Raw genomic sequence first — 12,642 nt, forward strand, 5'->3', positions numbered from 1 at the left:
CGCGTCATCGTATTGGGTCGGTTGGGGCAAGTCTGTCGACCCAGCTTACGGGAGCGAGGTTACGCGCAGCTTGCGGCCTCGCGCGCGGCGCGCACGAATCGATGCAAGCTCACAGCAAGGTGTGTGCCAATGAAGGGGACAGCGTAGATGCACCGATTTCGATGCGTTTTTGCACCGCGTTGGCGTTGCTGCGCTGCGTTGTCGTGCGTGAAGGCGCCGATGTGCACTATAGCGGTGCGCATAACGTGCGCTCAGGTCGTCCACAAGCGCAGCGGCGCGGCCTTCACGCCATGCACGAACGGACGCAGCGCCGTCCAGCATTGCGTGAGCGTGTTCTGCAGCGGTTCCATCGAACGCGAGACCACGCGCACGAGCACGACGCCAGGCGCAATGCAGGTCGCGCCCGAGCGCAGCGCATCATCGAACGGCAGGATGGCGGCAAGGTCTTGCGCGAGCGCCTCGTTGCATGCGGGGCCGATCGCCCACAGCACGCCGAAAGCGGGGTAGCCAGCGAGCCCTTGCGGCGCGTCGCGCAGCGGGTCGTTGGCGTCGATGAGGGCGCGTTCGAGCCAGAGCAGCTGATCGTCGCATTCGCCTTCAGGTGCAGCGCGCGTCACGCGCGTGAGCGCGCGCACCATGCCCGCCGACCAGCGCTCGCCCGCGGCCTGGCGGCCCAGTTGCGTCGCGTCCCAGCCGATGGCCGTGGCCCCCTCGCCGAGTGTGAGCGCAAATTCGAGTTCGGCGTGCGCGTGGTCGAATACGAGGTTGTTCTGCGGTAGCCAGTCGAGCTTCGCGCCGGCGCCCACGCGCACGTTGATGCGCTGGCGCGCCACGCGGCAGTTCGACTTGTACCACTTGGTGGCGCCCGGCGTCGTGAGCACGGCGTGAGCGCCTTTGCCCACGTTCACGTCGATGTCGAGCCGATCGCCGCCCGCGATGCCTGCTGGCGGATGCACGATCACCGCGTGACAGATCGCGTCGCCTTCGGGGTAGAGCGGCCGTTGCACGCGCAACGGCCCCACGTGCAGGCGATGCGTGAGCGCGGTGCGCGCGCCCTGGCGCTCAAAGCCGAGCTCGAGTTTCGCGGCCCATTCCTGATGCGCGGTGCTGCGAAACGTGGTGTTGGCGAGTGCGGCGTGATCGACGTGGAGCGACATGCGTGACGAGGGGAAAAAGCGGGGAATGGCGTGGAGAATAGCACGCGCCATCCACGCCGAATCTACATTTAAACCGCGATCAACTCCCGCACCCCATCCGCATCCATGCTCGCGCCGGCACCACCCGCCACGATTTCGCCGCGGCTCATCACCCAGTAGCGGTCCGCAATGGCCTTGGCGAAGTCGTAGTACTGCTCGACCAGCAGCACCGTCATCTGCATCTCTTCGACGAGCCGCCGCAGCGTGCGACCGATGTCCTGAATGATCGAAGGCTGAATGCCTTCAGTAGGCTCATCGAGAATCAGCAACTGCGGATCGCTCATCAGCGCGCGGCCGATGGCGAGCTGCTGCTGCTGGCCACCCGAGAGGTCGCCGCCGCGCCGCGCCTTCATGTCTTTGAGCACAGGAAAGAGTTCGTAGATATGCGCGGGCACCCTTGACGGCATGCGCTTCTTGCTCGCCGCGCCCACGAGCAGATTCTCTTCGACGCTCAAGCGCGGAAAGATGTCGCGCCCTTGCGGCACGTAAGCGAGTCCCTGTGCCACCCGCGCATGCGTGGGCAGCTTCGTGAGCGCTTCGCCGCGCCAGGCGATCGAGCCGTTCTTCGTCGGCACGACGCCCATGAGGCAGCGCAGCAGCGTGGTCTTGCCCACGCCGTTGCGGCCGAGCAGCACGGTGAGTTCGCCCTCGGGCACCGTCATCGAGACGTTGCGCAAGATGTGGCTGCCGCCATAGTACTGATTCAGCGATTCGATAGTTAGCATGGCTGATATGTTCGAGACGGCCCTAGCGGCCCAGATACGATTCGATGACCGCTTCGTCGCGCTTCACGTCGTCGAGCGTGCCGTGCGCAAGCACGCTGCCTTCGGCCATCACCGTGACGCGCCCCGTTTCCCCCGCGAGCGCGGCGACGAACTCCATGTCGTGCTCGACCACCATCATCGAGCAACTGCCGCGCAGGCGGTTGAGCAGCGTCGCGAGTTCCATGGTTTCGTCGTCGGTCATGCCCGCGGCCGGCTCGTCGAGCAGCAGCAGTTGCGGCTTTTGCATGAGCAGCATGCCGATTTCGAGCCGCTGCTTCTGGCCGTGCGATAGCTCGCCGGCGAGGCGTCGCGCGTCGCTCTCCAGCCGGATCACTTCGAGCGTTTCCTCGATCTTCGCCTGCGCTTCGCGGCCAAGGCGCGCGCGCAGCGTGGCGAACCAGCCCTTGTCTGCCTTCATCGCGAGTTCGAGATTCTCCCAGACAGGATGCTGCTCGAACACAGTGGGCTTCTGGAACTTGCGGCCAATGCCCGCGCGCGCGATCGCCGGCTCGTTCATGCGCGTGAGGTCGAGCGTCTGTCCGAGGAACACCTTGCCCGAATCGGGCGCGGTCTTGCCGGTGATGACGTCCATCATCGTGGTCTTGCCCGCACCGTTCGGGCCGATCACGCAGCGCAGCTCGCCCGCGTCGATTACGAGCGAGAGCTTGTTGAGCGCGCGAAAGCCGTCGAAGCTTACGGTCACGTCTTCGAGGTACAGGATCGTGCCGTGCGAGATGTCGATTGCGCCGGGTTCGACCACGTGCCCGAGTTCGGCCACGCCGGAGAGGGCAAGTTCGTCGTACTTGAGGGCGTCGTCGAAGGGGTTGTGGTTGAGCGGGTCGCTGATCACGCTATGTCCGTTCATGGGCGTTCGCTCCGCGTGGTGATCCGGTTCCGGATGAGTTCGATGAGTCCCATGATGCCGTTGGGCAGCAACAGCGGCACGAGCACGAACATCAGGCCGAGGAAGAACAGCCAGTACTCGGCGAAATGCGCGGTGAAAAAGCTCTTTGCGCCGTTCACGGCGAACGCGCCGATGATCGGCCCGATGAGCGTGCCGCGCCCGCCCACGGCCACCCAGATCGCCATTTCGATCGAGTTGCCGGGCGACATCTCGCTCGGGTTGATGATGCCGACCTGCGGCACGTAGAGCGCACCCGCAATGCCGCACAGGACGGCCGAGACCGTCCACACGAACAGCTTGTAGCCGAGCGGGCTGTAGCCGAGAAACATGAGGCGCGTTTCGCCGTCGCGCACGGCGGTCACGACACGCCCGAGCTTCGACGTGACGATGGCGCGCGCGCCGAGAAACGCGAGCACGAGCACGGCGAACGTCAGGAGGAACAGCACGGTGCGCGTGCCCGGATGCGTGATCGGCATGCCCGCAATGCGCTTGAAGTCCGTGAAGCCGTTGTTGCCGCCGAAGCCCGTTTCGTTGCGGTAGAAGAGCAGCATGGCGGCGAACGTCATGGCCTGCGTGATGATCGAGAGGTACACGCCTTTCACGCGCGAGCGGAACGTGAAGAAGCCGAACACCCAGGCGACTACGGCGGGCACGAGCACGACGAGCAGGAGTGCGTACCAGAGGTGCTCTGTGCCTTGCCAGTACCACGGCAGCGCATGCCAGTCGAGAAACACCATGAAGTCGGGCAGGTCGCTGCCGTACTTGCCGTCGTGACCGATCTCGCGCATGAGGTACATGCCGATGGCGTAGCCGCCCAGCGCGAAGAAGAGACCGTGACCGAGGCTCAGAATGCCGCAGTAGCCCCACACTAGATCGAGCGCGAGTGCGGCGATCGCATAGCACATGAGCTTGCCGACGAGCGTCATCGCATATGCGGAAAGATGCAGCGCGCTCGATTGCGGCAGCACCAGCGCGCAAAGCGGCACGCCTACGCCGATTGCGAGGATCAGCACGATGAGCGCGAGCCAGGCGCGCGGCGAGAGGAGGGCAGGCCGCGCGGGCAGGCCGAGAGCGAACGTTTCGGCGCCGTCGCCGGAAGGTCGCGAGGTGCCCAGCGTGTGACGCGTGGAAGAGGAAGTGACGCTCGTCATGTCATGCCTCCGCACTGCGGCCCTTGAGGGCGAACAGCCCCTGCGGACGCTTCTGGATGAAGAGCACGATCAGCACGAGCACGGCGATCTTCGCGAGCACGGCGCCCCAGAACGGCTCGATGGCCTTCGAGACGAGCCCGAGACCGAAGCCGCCGATCACGGTGCCCGCAATCTGCCCGACGCCGCCGAGCACCACGGCCATGAACGAATCGATGATGTAGCTCTGACCGAGATCGGGGCCTACGTTGCCGATCTGCGAGAGCGCGCAGCCGCCAAGACCCGCTACGCCTGCGCCGAACGCGAAGGCCCATGCATCCACGCGCGCAGTGCGTACGCCCACGCAGGCGGCCATGCGGCGGTTCTGCGTGACGGCGCGCACGAACAGGCCAAGACGCGTCTTCGTGAGCACGGTCCACGCAATGCCCACCACGATCAGCGAGAACGCGAGGATCGCGAGGCGGTTGTACGGCAGGATGAGGTTGGGCATGACGGTCACGCCGCCGCTCATCCACGAGGGGTTTTCGACCTGCACGTTCTGAGCGCCGAAGATCATGCGCGTGGCCTGAATGAGGATGAGGCTGATGCCGAACGTGGTGAGCAGCGTTTCGAGCGGTCGGCCGTAGAGGTGGCGGATCACGAGCCGCTCGATCACCGCGCCCGCCAACGCAGCGGCGACGAACGAAGCGGGAATCGCGAAGAGCGGATACCAGTCGAATGCGCCGGGGGCGTAGCGCTGCACGAGCGTTTGGACGACATAGGTTGCGTACGCGCCGATCATCAGGAACTCGCCGTGCGCCATGTTGATGACGCCGATGAGCCCATAGGTGATGGCGAGGCCGAGCGCCGCGAGCAGCAGCACGCTGCCGAGCGAGAGGCCCGCGAACAGCGTACCGGCGATCTCGCTGCGGCGCTGAATGGCGTCGAGCGCATCGATGCCTTGTTGCGCTGCTGCTCGCACGTCGGCATCGGGCTCGTTGTACGCGCCGCTTGTGTTCTTCGCGACGAGCGGGCGCAGCAGTTCGTACATGTCGAGGTCGTGGCGCGCCGCGACGAGCTTCGCCGCTTCGAGGCGCGTGGCCGCATTCGGGTCGTGCAGCGCGGTCATCGCCCAGAGCGTGTCGAGACGGCGCTTGAGCGCCGGGTCGGTTTCCTTCGCACGCGCGGCGTCGATCATCGGCTTCATGGCCGGATCGGGATTCTTCAGCAACCCGTTAATGGCAGCCCGGCGCGTTTCCAGGTCGGGCGAGGCGAGTTGCAGGCCCGAGACCGCGCCCGCGACCTTCGAGCGCAGGAGGTTGTTCAGCGTGATGGGCTGCGCGCTTGAAGCGATGTTTGCGGCGACAGACTGGCCCGTGGCGGCGTCGCGTGCATTGTCGCCATCCTGCACGAGCACTTCGCCCGAATCGGTTGCCGTGACGTTGTCGTTGGCAAGCGCTTTGAGTAGCGCGAGCGACGCGGCGTCGTGCGTGGCGATGAGCTTGTCGATGGCCGCGGATTTCGCGTCGAAGTCGTCGCCGCCGAGCGGGGCGACATCGGCCGCTTCAAGTGCGTGCGCGCAAGTAGATAGCGCCGTGAAGAGCGCAGCCGCGGCGAGCGCGTGGCGCAAGCCCGCGCGCGCGTACCTCGGGAGTGAGTGAGCCATGGTGCTTTCTTTTTTGGTGCGGACCACAGCGCAACAGCCTGAAGTTACGCCGCGGCCCGTAGACAGGGCACGCGAGCGCACGCCACGTTGCGGCGCGGCGCTCGCGAAGACAACGTCAGGCCACGCGCGAGCGGCGCAGGAAGGCGGGCAGCGCGTTCGAGGTGACCACATCCGGCTTGCCTTCGTTGCCGGCGATGAACGGGCTCCACGGCTGCGCGCGCACGGCGGTCTTCGTCTTCCAGACGACGTTGAACTGGCCGTCGCCGCGAATCTCGCCGATCATCACCGGCTTGTGCAGGTGATGGTTGCCGTCCATCGTGAGCGTGAAGCCCGAGGGCGCCGCCACGGTCTGGCCGATCATCGCCACGCGCACCTTGTCGACATCGGTGCTCTTCGCCTTTTCCACGGCTTGCTTCCACATGTGGATGCCCACGAAGGTCGCTTCCATCGGGTCGTTGGTCACGCGTTTGCTGCCGCCGGGCAGGTTGTTCGCCTGCACCCAGGCTTCGAACTGCTCCTTGAACTTCGTGTTGTTCGGGCCTTTTACCGACATGAAGTAATTCCACGCCGCGAGGTGTCCCACGAGCGGCTTCGTGTCGATGCCGCGCAGCTCTTCCTCGCCCACGGAGAACGCGACCACGGGCACGTCGGTGGCCTTGATGCCCTGATTGCCGAGCTCCTTGTAGAACGGCACGTTCGAGTCGCCGTTGATGGTCGAGACGACGGTGGTCTTGCCGCCTTGCGAGAACGTCTTGATGTTCGCGACGATGGTCTGATAGTCGCTATGACCGAACGGCGTGTAGACCTCCTGAATATCGCTGTCCTTCACGCCCTTCGAGTGCAGGAAGGCGCGCAGGATCTTGTTGGTCGTGCGCGGATACACATAGTCGGTGCCGAGCAGGAAGAAGCGCTTCGCGCCGCCGCCTTCGGCGCTCATCAGGTATTCAACGGCGGGAATGGCCTGCTGGTTGGGCGCCGCGCCCGTGTAGAACACATTGCGCGACATTTCTTCCCCTTCGTATTGCACGGGGTAGTAGAGCAGGCCGTTGAGCTCCTCGAACACCGGTAGCACCGACTTGCGCGACACCGAGGTCCAGCAGCCGAACACGCAGGCGACCTTGTCCTGCGTGAGGAGCTGGCGCGCCTTTTCGGCGAAGAGCGGCCAGTTCGAGGCCGGATCGACGACCACGGGCTGGATCTGGCGCCCCATCACGCCGCCGTTCTTGTTGATGTCGGCAATCGTCATCAACGCGGTGTCTTTCAGTGAGGTCTCCGAAATGGCCATCGTGCCCGAGAGCGAGTGCAGGATGCCGACCTTGATCGGCCCGCTGCCAGTGTCCGCATGCGCGAATGGCATGCGCCCCGCAGCCGCGAGTGCGCCCGACATCGTCCCGAGTTTCAACAGACTGCGACGTTTCATTTTTGTGCCTCTTGTCCGTGAGTGAGTCGTGGGCCATGGCGCGTGGTCGTTGTCGTCTTGCGCGCCGCCCGGTGTGTGTGTGGCGTGTCTTGCGCATACCCTTCTGCAAGCGTTGTGCCAGCGCGAAGGTCAAGCGCCAGGCTTGCCCCATAAGGCGCGCGGCGATGCGGGGCGCATCGGTGATCACGCAACGGGCGGGCGATTGTGGTGCAGTGAGATGCATGTTCGGGCGCGCTGCATCGTCTCAGTGCGCGCATGCATGAAGCGGGACGAACGGTGCGGCGGGGCGCGCTGCATCGTTGTGCATGATCGGCGTGCCGGGGCAGCGATGCGGGTCCTGCACGCCATGGACCGAAGTGAGTGGCCCAGAAATGACAAAGGGCGCGGCCTGAGAGCCGCGCCCCTTCCTTAAGCTGGCATGCGCCTGCTTAGTACGTCGGCACCTTGGGGTCGACCTGACGCGACCAGGCGTCGATGCCGCCTTGCAGGTTGAACACCTTCGCGTAGCCGCGCGATTCGAGGAACATCGCCACCTGGGCGCTGCGCGCGCCGTGGTGGCAAATGCAGACGATCTGCGCCTCGTCGTCGAGTTCCTCACTGCGCGCGGGGATCTCGCGCATGGGGATCGACGTGCTGCCGGCGATCTTTGCCGTTTCGATTTCCCACGGCTCGCGCACGTCGAGCAGTACGGGAGCCACGCGCGAGGTGTCGGCAAGCCATTCGGCGAGGGCGGGGGCGGTCAGATTCTGCATAGAACACTCAATCGGGTAAAAGGCCGGTCACCGTCAATGGCACCCGGCGATGCGACAGGTTGGCAGCGCTCAGAACTTGAAGCGCGGCGGATGCACGGCGTTCTGCAGCGGCTCGACATACGTTTCGAACACGCCCGCAATGCGGAACTGCTTCTCGTCGATGCGCGTGATGATCTGCGCTTCCATAACGGGCGCGCCGCCCACGAAAGCGGCCAGACGCCCGCCCACCTTGAGCTGCTCGAGCAGTTCCTGCGGCACGACCGGCAAGCCGCCCGAGACGCAGATCACATCGTACGGCGCATTTGCGGCCCAGCCGCGTGCGCCGTCGCCGAGCGCGACTTCGGCGTTCAGCACGCCGTTCTTGACGAAGTTCGCACGCGCGAATTCGGCGAGTTCCGTGTCGATCTCCACGGACAGCACCTTCTGCGCCCGGTGCGCGAGCAGCGCCGCCATGTAGCCGGAGCCCGCGCCGATTTCCAGCACGCTCTCATGCTTCTTCACCGAGAGTTCCTGCAGCACGCGCGCTTCGACGCGCGGCGCCATCATGTGCTGGCCGTTCGGCAGCGGCACTTCGAGGTCGGCGAACGCGAGGGCGGTATAGGCCTCGGGGACGAAATGCTCACGCTTGACGATCGAGAGCAGGTTCAGCACGTCCTGGTCGAGCACTTCCCAGGGGCGAATCTGCTGTTCGATCATGTTGAAACGCGCTTGTTCGATGTTCATGGTGACTCGGCGTTGTGGTCGGGATCGGTTCGGTTCGAAGCCCGGCAAAAAAGGGCGTCGGGCAATCGGAGAATTGTAGCAAACCGGCTTCTGGGCTGGCCGCGCCGCCGGCAGGCGGAGGGGGTTCCGGGGGCATTAGCGGATCGGTGTTTGTCCTGGCTTCGTGCGCCTTGCGGTTTTGCGGTTCTCGTACCAAAAATGTAATCGATTACATTTTTAACGCGCCCAGACGGCTCACGCCGCGGCCTCCGCAGGTTTCCGAACCGGTCACGATCGCTTTTGCCCATGTCCGCTCGCTCGTCCCGAACGTCGCAATTGCGGCCGCAGTCGCAAGACGAAGACGCCAGCGCCGACACCGCCGCGCGCGGCGGCTCAATCGCGGCGGTGGCGCAGCGCGCGGGCGTCTCGGTCGCGACGGTCTCGCGCGTGCTCAATGGCCATGTGAACGTGCGCGCCGCGACGCGCGAGCGGGTGCTTGCCGAGATCGAGACGAGCGGCTACCGCGTGAACGAACTCGCGCGCAACCTGCGCACCGCCGAAAGCCGCCTGCTCCTGACGATGGTGCCCGACTTCGGCAACCCGTTTTACGCGGAGATCGTGCGCGGCATCGACAGCGTCGCGCGCCAGCACGGGTTTTTCCTGCTGCTGTGCGACACGGGCGCCGACGCCGGCCGCGAGCGCAGCTATTTCGACCTGTTGCGCCGCCATCGCGCGGACGGGGCGATCTGCCTCGACCCGGCGACCGTGCAACATGCGCTGGCCGCCGAATCGACGGCGCTGCCGTGGGTGGCCTGCTGCGAGTTCGATCCGGATGTGGGCGTGCCGTATGTCGGCATCGACAACTACCGGGCCGCGCACGACGCCGTGCGGCATCTGATCGCGCGGGGGCGGCGCCGTGTCGCGCTCATCAACTCCGACGAGCACTATCTCTACGCGCAGCAGCGCCGCGACGGCTGGCGCGATGCGCTAGGCGAAGCGGGCATCGCGATGCGCGACGCCTGGCGCGTGAACGTGAACTGCCTCGACTACGACGCGGGCGCGCAGGCCGCCGCTGCGCTCATGCAGTTGCCGGCGGACGAGGCGCCCGACGCGATCTTCGCGGTGTCGGACACGCTCGCGGTGGGCGTGGTCAACGGCCTGCGCGGCGCGGGGAGGCGCGTGCCGCACGACGTCGCCGTGGTCGGCTTCGACGATATCGCGCTCGCCGCGCAGATCGACCCGCCGCTCACGACGATCGCGCAGCCCATGCGGGAGCTGGGCGAGACGGCCGCGCGCCTGTTGCTGCGGCGTTTCGCCGACCCGCGCGCGAGCGTACCGGGCGTGCTGCTGCCGCATCGGCTGGTGGTGCGTGAGAGCGGGTGAAGTCGAAAAAAACGCAAACGAACACATAGCAGGGGAGACCAGCGGAGCGAGCCTTGCATGGGACCAGAGTAAGCGCTGAAGCGCTAACTCTGGTCGACAGGCGAGCGGCGCGAGCCGCCAACCTCAACACAGCCGACAAAGCCACTGGAGGAGCGCACGCGCATGAGCGTCGCCGTGAAGTTCAACGACATCCGCAAGGACTTCGGTCCCGTGCGCGTGCTGCACGGCGTGAGCTTCGAGCTTGCGCCGGGGCGCATTCACGGGCTCCTGGGCGAGAACGGCGCGGGCAAATCGACGCTCATGAAGATCCTCGCGGGCTACGAAGCTGCGAGCGCGGGCGAGATGCTGGTGGATGGCGTGCCGCGCCGCTTCGACGGCTCGCGCGAGGCCGAAGCCGCCGGCATCGTGCTGATCCACCAGGAGTTCAACCTGGCCGAGCACCTCACGATCGCGCAGAACATCTTCCTCGGCCACGAGAAACGCAAAGGCTGGCTGATCGACGACACCGCCATGCGCCGCGAAGCGCGCGAACTGCTCGCGCAGGTGGGCCTCGCGCGCGACCCGGACGTGAAGGTGCGCGACCTGATCGTCGCCGAGAAGCAGCTCGTGGAGATCGCCAAGGCGCTCTCGCGGCACGCGCGCCTGCTCATCATGGACGAGCCCACGGCCACGCTCACGCCGGCCGAAACCGCGCGCCTTTTCGCGCTCATGACGAAGCTGCGCGCCGCGGGCACGACGCTCGTCTACATCTCGCACAAGCTCGACGAGGTGGAGAGCATCACCGACGACGTGGTCGTGATGCGCGACGGCCGCTTCGTGGCCGCGAGCGCGACGGCGGGGCTCGCGCGCCAGCAGATGGCGAACCTCATGGTGGGCCGCGACGTCTCCGACATGTTTCCGGAGAAAGGCGCAGCCAGCGCGGATGCGAGCGTGGCGCTACGCGTAACCAATCTCTCCGTGCCGGGCTGGGTCGAAGATCTGAGCTTCGAGGTGCGCGCGGGCGAGATTCTCGGCTTCGCGGGACTCGTGGGTGCGGGGCGCAGCGAGGCGTTCGAGGCGATCGTGGGCTTGCGCCACAAGCAAGCGGGCGAAATCGAGATTGACGGCCGCCCGGTGACGCTGCGTCACCCGCGCGACGCGATGCGCTACGGCCTCACGTACCTGAGCGAAGACAGAAAAGGACGCGGCCTGCACATGAACCTCACGCTGCAGGACAATCTCACGCTCATGACACTCGAGCGCTACGGCCATCCGCTGCTCGATCTCAAGGCGGGCCGCCGCGCGCTGGAGAAGGCGGTGCGCGACTTCGGCATCCGCACGGGCGACCTCGACAGCCGCGCGCGCATGCTCTCGGGCGGCAACCAGCAGAAGCTCGCGCTCGCCAAGTTCCTGCAGCCCGACCCGCGCGTGATCGTGCTCGACGAGCCCACGCGCGGCGTGGACGTTGGCGCGAAGCGCGACATCTATTTTCTGATCCAGCGGCTCGCGGCCTCGGGGCGCGCGGTCGTCGTGATCTCGTCCGAACTCGTCGAGCTGATCGGGCTCGCGCATCGCGTGGCCGTGATGCGCGCGGGCCGGCTCGTCGCCACACTCGGGCACGAACATCTGAACGAAGAGGAGCTGATCGCTCATGCAACCGGCACCCACTGACGCGGCGTCCGAAGGCCGCGGCGCGCGCTCGGCCGCAGCGCGATTCGTGCACCGGCTCGCGGGCGTCGGGCCGCTCATCGGCCTGATCCTGCTGTGCGTGCTCGGCACGCTGCTCAACCGCGATTTCGCCACCGCCGGCAACCTGCTCAACGTGCTCACGCGCACCTCTTTCATCGGCATCATTTCCGTGGGCATGACGTTCGTGATCATTTCGGGCGGCATCGATCTGTCGGTCGGCTCGATGGCCGCGCTGATCGCGGGCGTGATGATCTGGGTGATGAATACGCTGGCGGCGAGCGAACATGCGTTTGCACCGTTGGCCATCGTCGCGATCGGTATCGCGATCGCGCTCGTGCTCGGCGCGGTGTTCGGGCTCGCGCATGGTTTGCTGATCACGCGCGGGCGCATCGAGCCTTTCATCGTCACGCTCGGCACGCTCGGCATCTTCCGCTCGGTGCTCACGTGGCTTGCCGATGGCGGCGCGCTCACGCTGCAGAACAATCTCGTCGATCTCTACGGGCCGGTCTATTACGCGAGCCTCTTTGGCATTCCGGTGCCCGTGTGGGTGTTCGCGCTCACGGCGGCGGGCGGCGCGCTCATTCTCAACCGCACGGCGTTCGGGCGCCACGTGCAGGCGATCGGCTCGAACGAGCAGGTCGCGCGCTATGCGGCAATCCGCGTCGATCGCGTGAAGTGCGCAACCTACGTGCTGCTGGGCGTGTGCGTGGGCGTGGCGACGGTGCTCTATGTGCCGCGTCTGGGTTCCGCCACGCCGACGACGGGTTTGCTGTGGGAACTGGAGGCGATCGCCGCCGTGGTGGTGGGCGGCACGGCGCTCAAGGGCGGCGAAGGGCGCGTGGCGGGCACCGTGGTCGGCGCGGTGCTGCTCTCGGTCATCGCCAATATTCTCAATCTCACGAGCATCATCAGCGTGTATCTGAACGCGGCGGTGCAGGGCGTGGCGATCATTGCGGTGGCCTTCCTGCAGCGCGGCAGACGGTAAGGATCTCGAAGCAGATTTGGCAAGGCAGTGGGGAAGTCGAAGGAGGCAGCGAAAACTCAACGCAAGAACGGGCGC

At 66.2% G+C, this 12,642-nt stretch carries 11 protein-coding genes; 3 read left to right on the forward strand and 8 right to left on the reverse strand.

The genetic code is table 11. The features are described 5' to 3' along the window. Positions 1–251: 251 nt before the first annotated feature. The 8 genes from E1N52_RS08125 to E1N52_RS08160 all read right to left on the reverse strand — a co-directional run bounded on the left by E1N52_RS08125 (position 252) and on the right by E1N52_RS08160 (position 8,552). Positions 252–1,157, reverse strand: coding sequence for an urease accessory protein UreD (locus E1N52_RS08125; RefSeq protein WP_133182155.1), 906 nt, complete (start codon positions 1,155–1,157; stop codon positions 252–254). 68 nt (positions 1,158–1,225) lie between these two features. Further along, entirely contained in the window at positions 1,226–1,921 is a 696-nt protein-coding gene (urtE, locus tag E1N52_RS08130) for an urea ABC transporter ATP-binding subunit UrtE (protein WP_133181780.1), read from the reverse strand. 22 nt (positions 1,922–1,943) lie between these two features. Next, on the reverse strand, positions 1,944–2,825 hold the full coding sequence (gene urtD, locus E1N52_RS08135) for an urea ABC transporter ATP-binding protein UrtD (protein ID WP_133181782.1): 882 nt from the start codon (positions 2,823–2,825) through the stop codon (positions 1,944–1,946). Further along, a complete protein-coding gene (gene urtC / locus E1N52_RS08140; RefSeq protein ID WP_133181783.1) occupies positions 2,822–4,015 on the reverse strand; it encodes an urea ABC transporter permease subunit UrtC in 1,194 nt (397 codons plus the stop codon). The genes urtD and urtC overlap by 4 nt, the downstream gene beginning before the upstream one ends. A 1-nt stretch (position 4,016) precedes the next feature. Next, positions 4,017–5,657 (reverse strand): urea ABC transporter permease subunit UrtB, encoded by a 1,641-nt coding sequence (gene urtB, locus E1N52_RS08145; RefSeq protein WP_133181785.1) that lies wholly within the window; start codon positions 5,655–5,657, stop codon positions 4,017–4,019. 115 nt (positions 5,658–5,772) lie between these two features. Next, a complete protein-coding gene (urtA, locus tag E1N52_RS08150; RefSeq protein WP_069265483.1) occupies positions 5,773–7,077 on the reverse strand; it encodes an urea ABC transporter substrate-binding protein in 1,305 nt (434 codons plus the stop codon). Positions 7,078–7,505: 428 nt separating this feature from the next. Continuing rightward, positions 7,506–7,829 (reverse strand): rhodanese-like domain-containing protein, encoded by a 324-nt coding sequence (locus E1N52_RS08155; protein ID WP_133181787.1) that lies wholly within the window; start codon positions 7,827–7,829, stop codon positions 7,506–7,508. 69 nt (positions 7,830–7,898) lie between these two features. Next, positions 7,899–8,552 carry a protein-L-isoaspartate O-methyltransferase family protein gene (locus tag E1N52_RS08160; protein ID WP_133181789.1) on the reverse strand — a complete coding sequence of 218 codons (654 nt, stop codon included), beginning with the start codon at positions 8,550–8,552 and terminating at the stop codon, positions 7,899–7,901. Positions 8,553–8,837: 285 nt separating this feature from the next. Between E1N52_RS08160 and E1N52_RS08165 the strand changes: the two genes are divergently transcribed. The 3 genes from E1N52_RS08165 (at position 8,838) to E1N52_RS08175 (ending at position 12,567) form a co-directional block, all read left to right on the forward strand. Next, entirely contained in the window at positions 8,838–9,914 is a 1,077-nt protein-coding gene (locus E1N52_RS08165) for a LacI family DNA-binding transcriptional regulator (protein WP_133181791.1), read from the forward strand. Between the two features lie 162 nt (positions 9,915–10,076). Then, a complete protein-coding gene (locus E1N52_RS08170; RefSeq protein WP_133181793.1) occupies positions 10,077–11,564 on the forward strand; it encodes a sugar ABC transporter ATP-binding protein in 1,488 nt (495 codons plus the stop codon). Continuing rightward, on the forward strand, positions 11,545–12,567 hold the full coding sequence (locus tag E1N52_RS08175; RefSeq protein WP_133181795.1) for an ABC transporter permease: 1,023 nt from the start codon (positions 11,545–11,547) through the stop codon (positions 12,565–12,567). The genes E1N52_RS08170 and E1N52_RS08175 overlap by 20 nt, the downstream gene beginning before the upstream one ends. Positions 12,568–12,642 lie beyond the last annotated feature (75 nt).

It is taken from the genome of Paraburkholderia guartelaensis (assembly GCF_004353905.1).
GTDB classification, from domain to species: Bacteria; Pseudomonadota; Gammaproteobacteria; order Burkholderiales; family Burkholderiaceae; genus Paraburkholderia; species Paraburkholderia guartelaensis.

What these genes read in the sequence shown, in the direction of transcription:
- E1N52_RS08125 (WP_133182155.1), bottom strand. Translation starts at nt 1,157, where the DNA reads ATGTCGCTCCACGTCGATCACGCCGCACTCGCCAACACCACGTTTCGC.
- E1N52_RS08170 (WP_133181793.1), top strand. Translation starts at nt 10,077, where the DNA reads ATGAGCGTCGCCGTGAAGTTCAACGACATCCGCAAGGACTTCGGTCCC.
- urtD (WP_133181782.1), bottom strand. Translation starts at nt 2,825, where the DNA reads ATGAACGGACATAGCGTGATCAGCGACCCGCTCAACCACAACCCCTTC.
- E1N52_RS08160 (WP_133181789.1), bottom strand. Translation starts at nt 8,552, where the DNA reads ATGAACATCGAACAAGCGCGTTTCAACATGATCGAACAGCAGATTCGC.
- urtC (WP_133181783.1), bottom strand. Translation starts at nt 4,015, where the DNA reads ATGACGAGCGTCACTTCCTCTTCCACGCGTCACACGCTGGGCACCTCG.
- E1N52_RS08165 (WP_133181791.1), top strand. Translation starts at nt 8,838, where the DNA reads ATGTCCGCTCGCTCGTCCCGAACGTCGCAATTGCGGCCGCAGTCGCAA.
- urtB (WP_133181785.1), bottom strand. Translation starts at nt 5,657, where the DNA reads ATGGCTCACTCACTCCCGAGGTACGCGCGCGCGGGCTTGCGCCACGCG.
- E1N52_RS08155 (WP_133181787.1), bottom strand. Translation starts at nt 7,829, where the DNA reads ATGCAGAATCTGACCGCCCCCGCCCTCGCCGAATGGCTTGCCGACACC.
- E1N52_RS08175 (WP_133181795.1), top strand. Translation starts at nt 11,545, where the DNA reads ATGCAACCGGCACCCACTGACGCGGCGTCCGAAGGCCGCGGCGCGCGC.
- urtE (WP_133181780.1), bottom strand. Translation starts at nt 1,921, where the DNA reads ATGCTAACTATCGAATCGCTGAATCAGTACTATGGCGGCAGCCACATC.
- urtA (WP_069265483.1), bottom strand. Translation starts at nt 7,077, where the DNA reads ATGAAACGTCGCAGTCTGTTGAAACTCGGGACGATGTCGGGCGCACTC.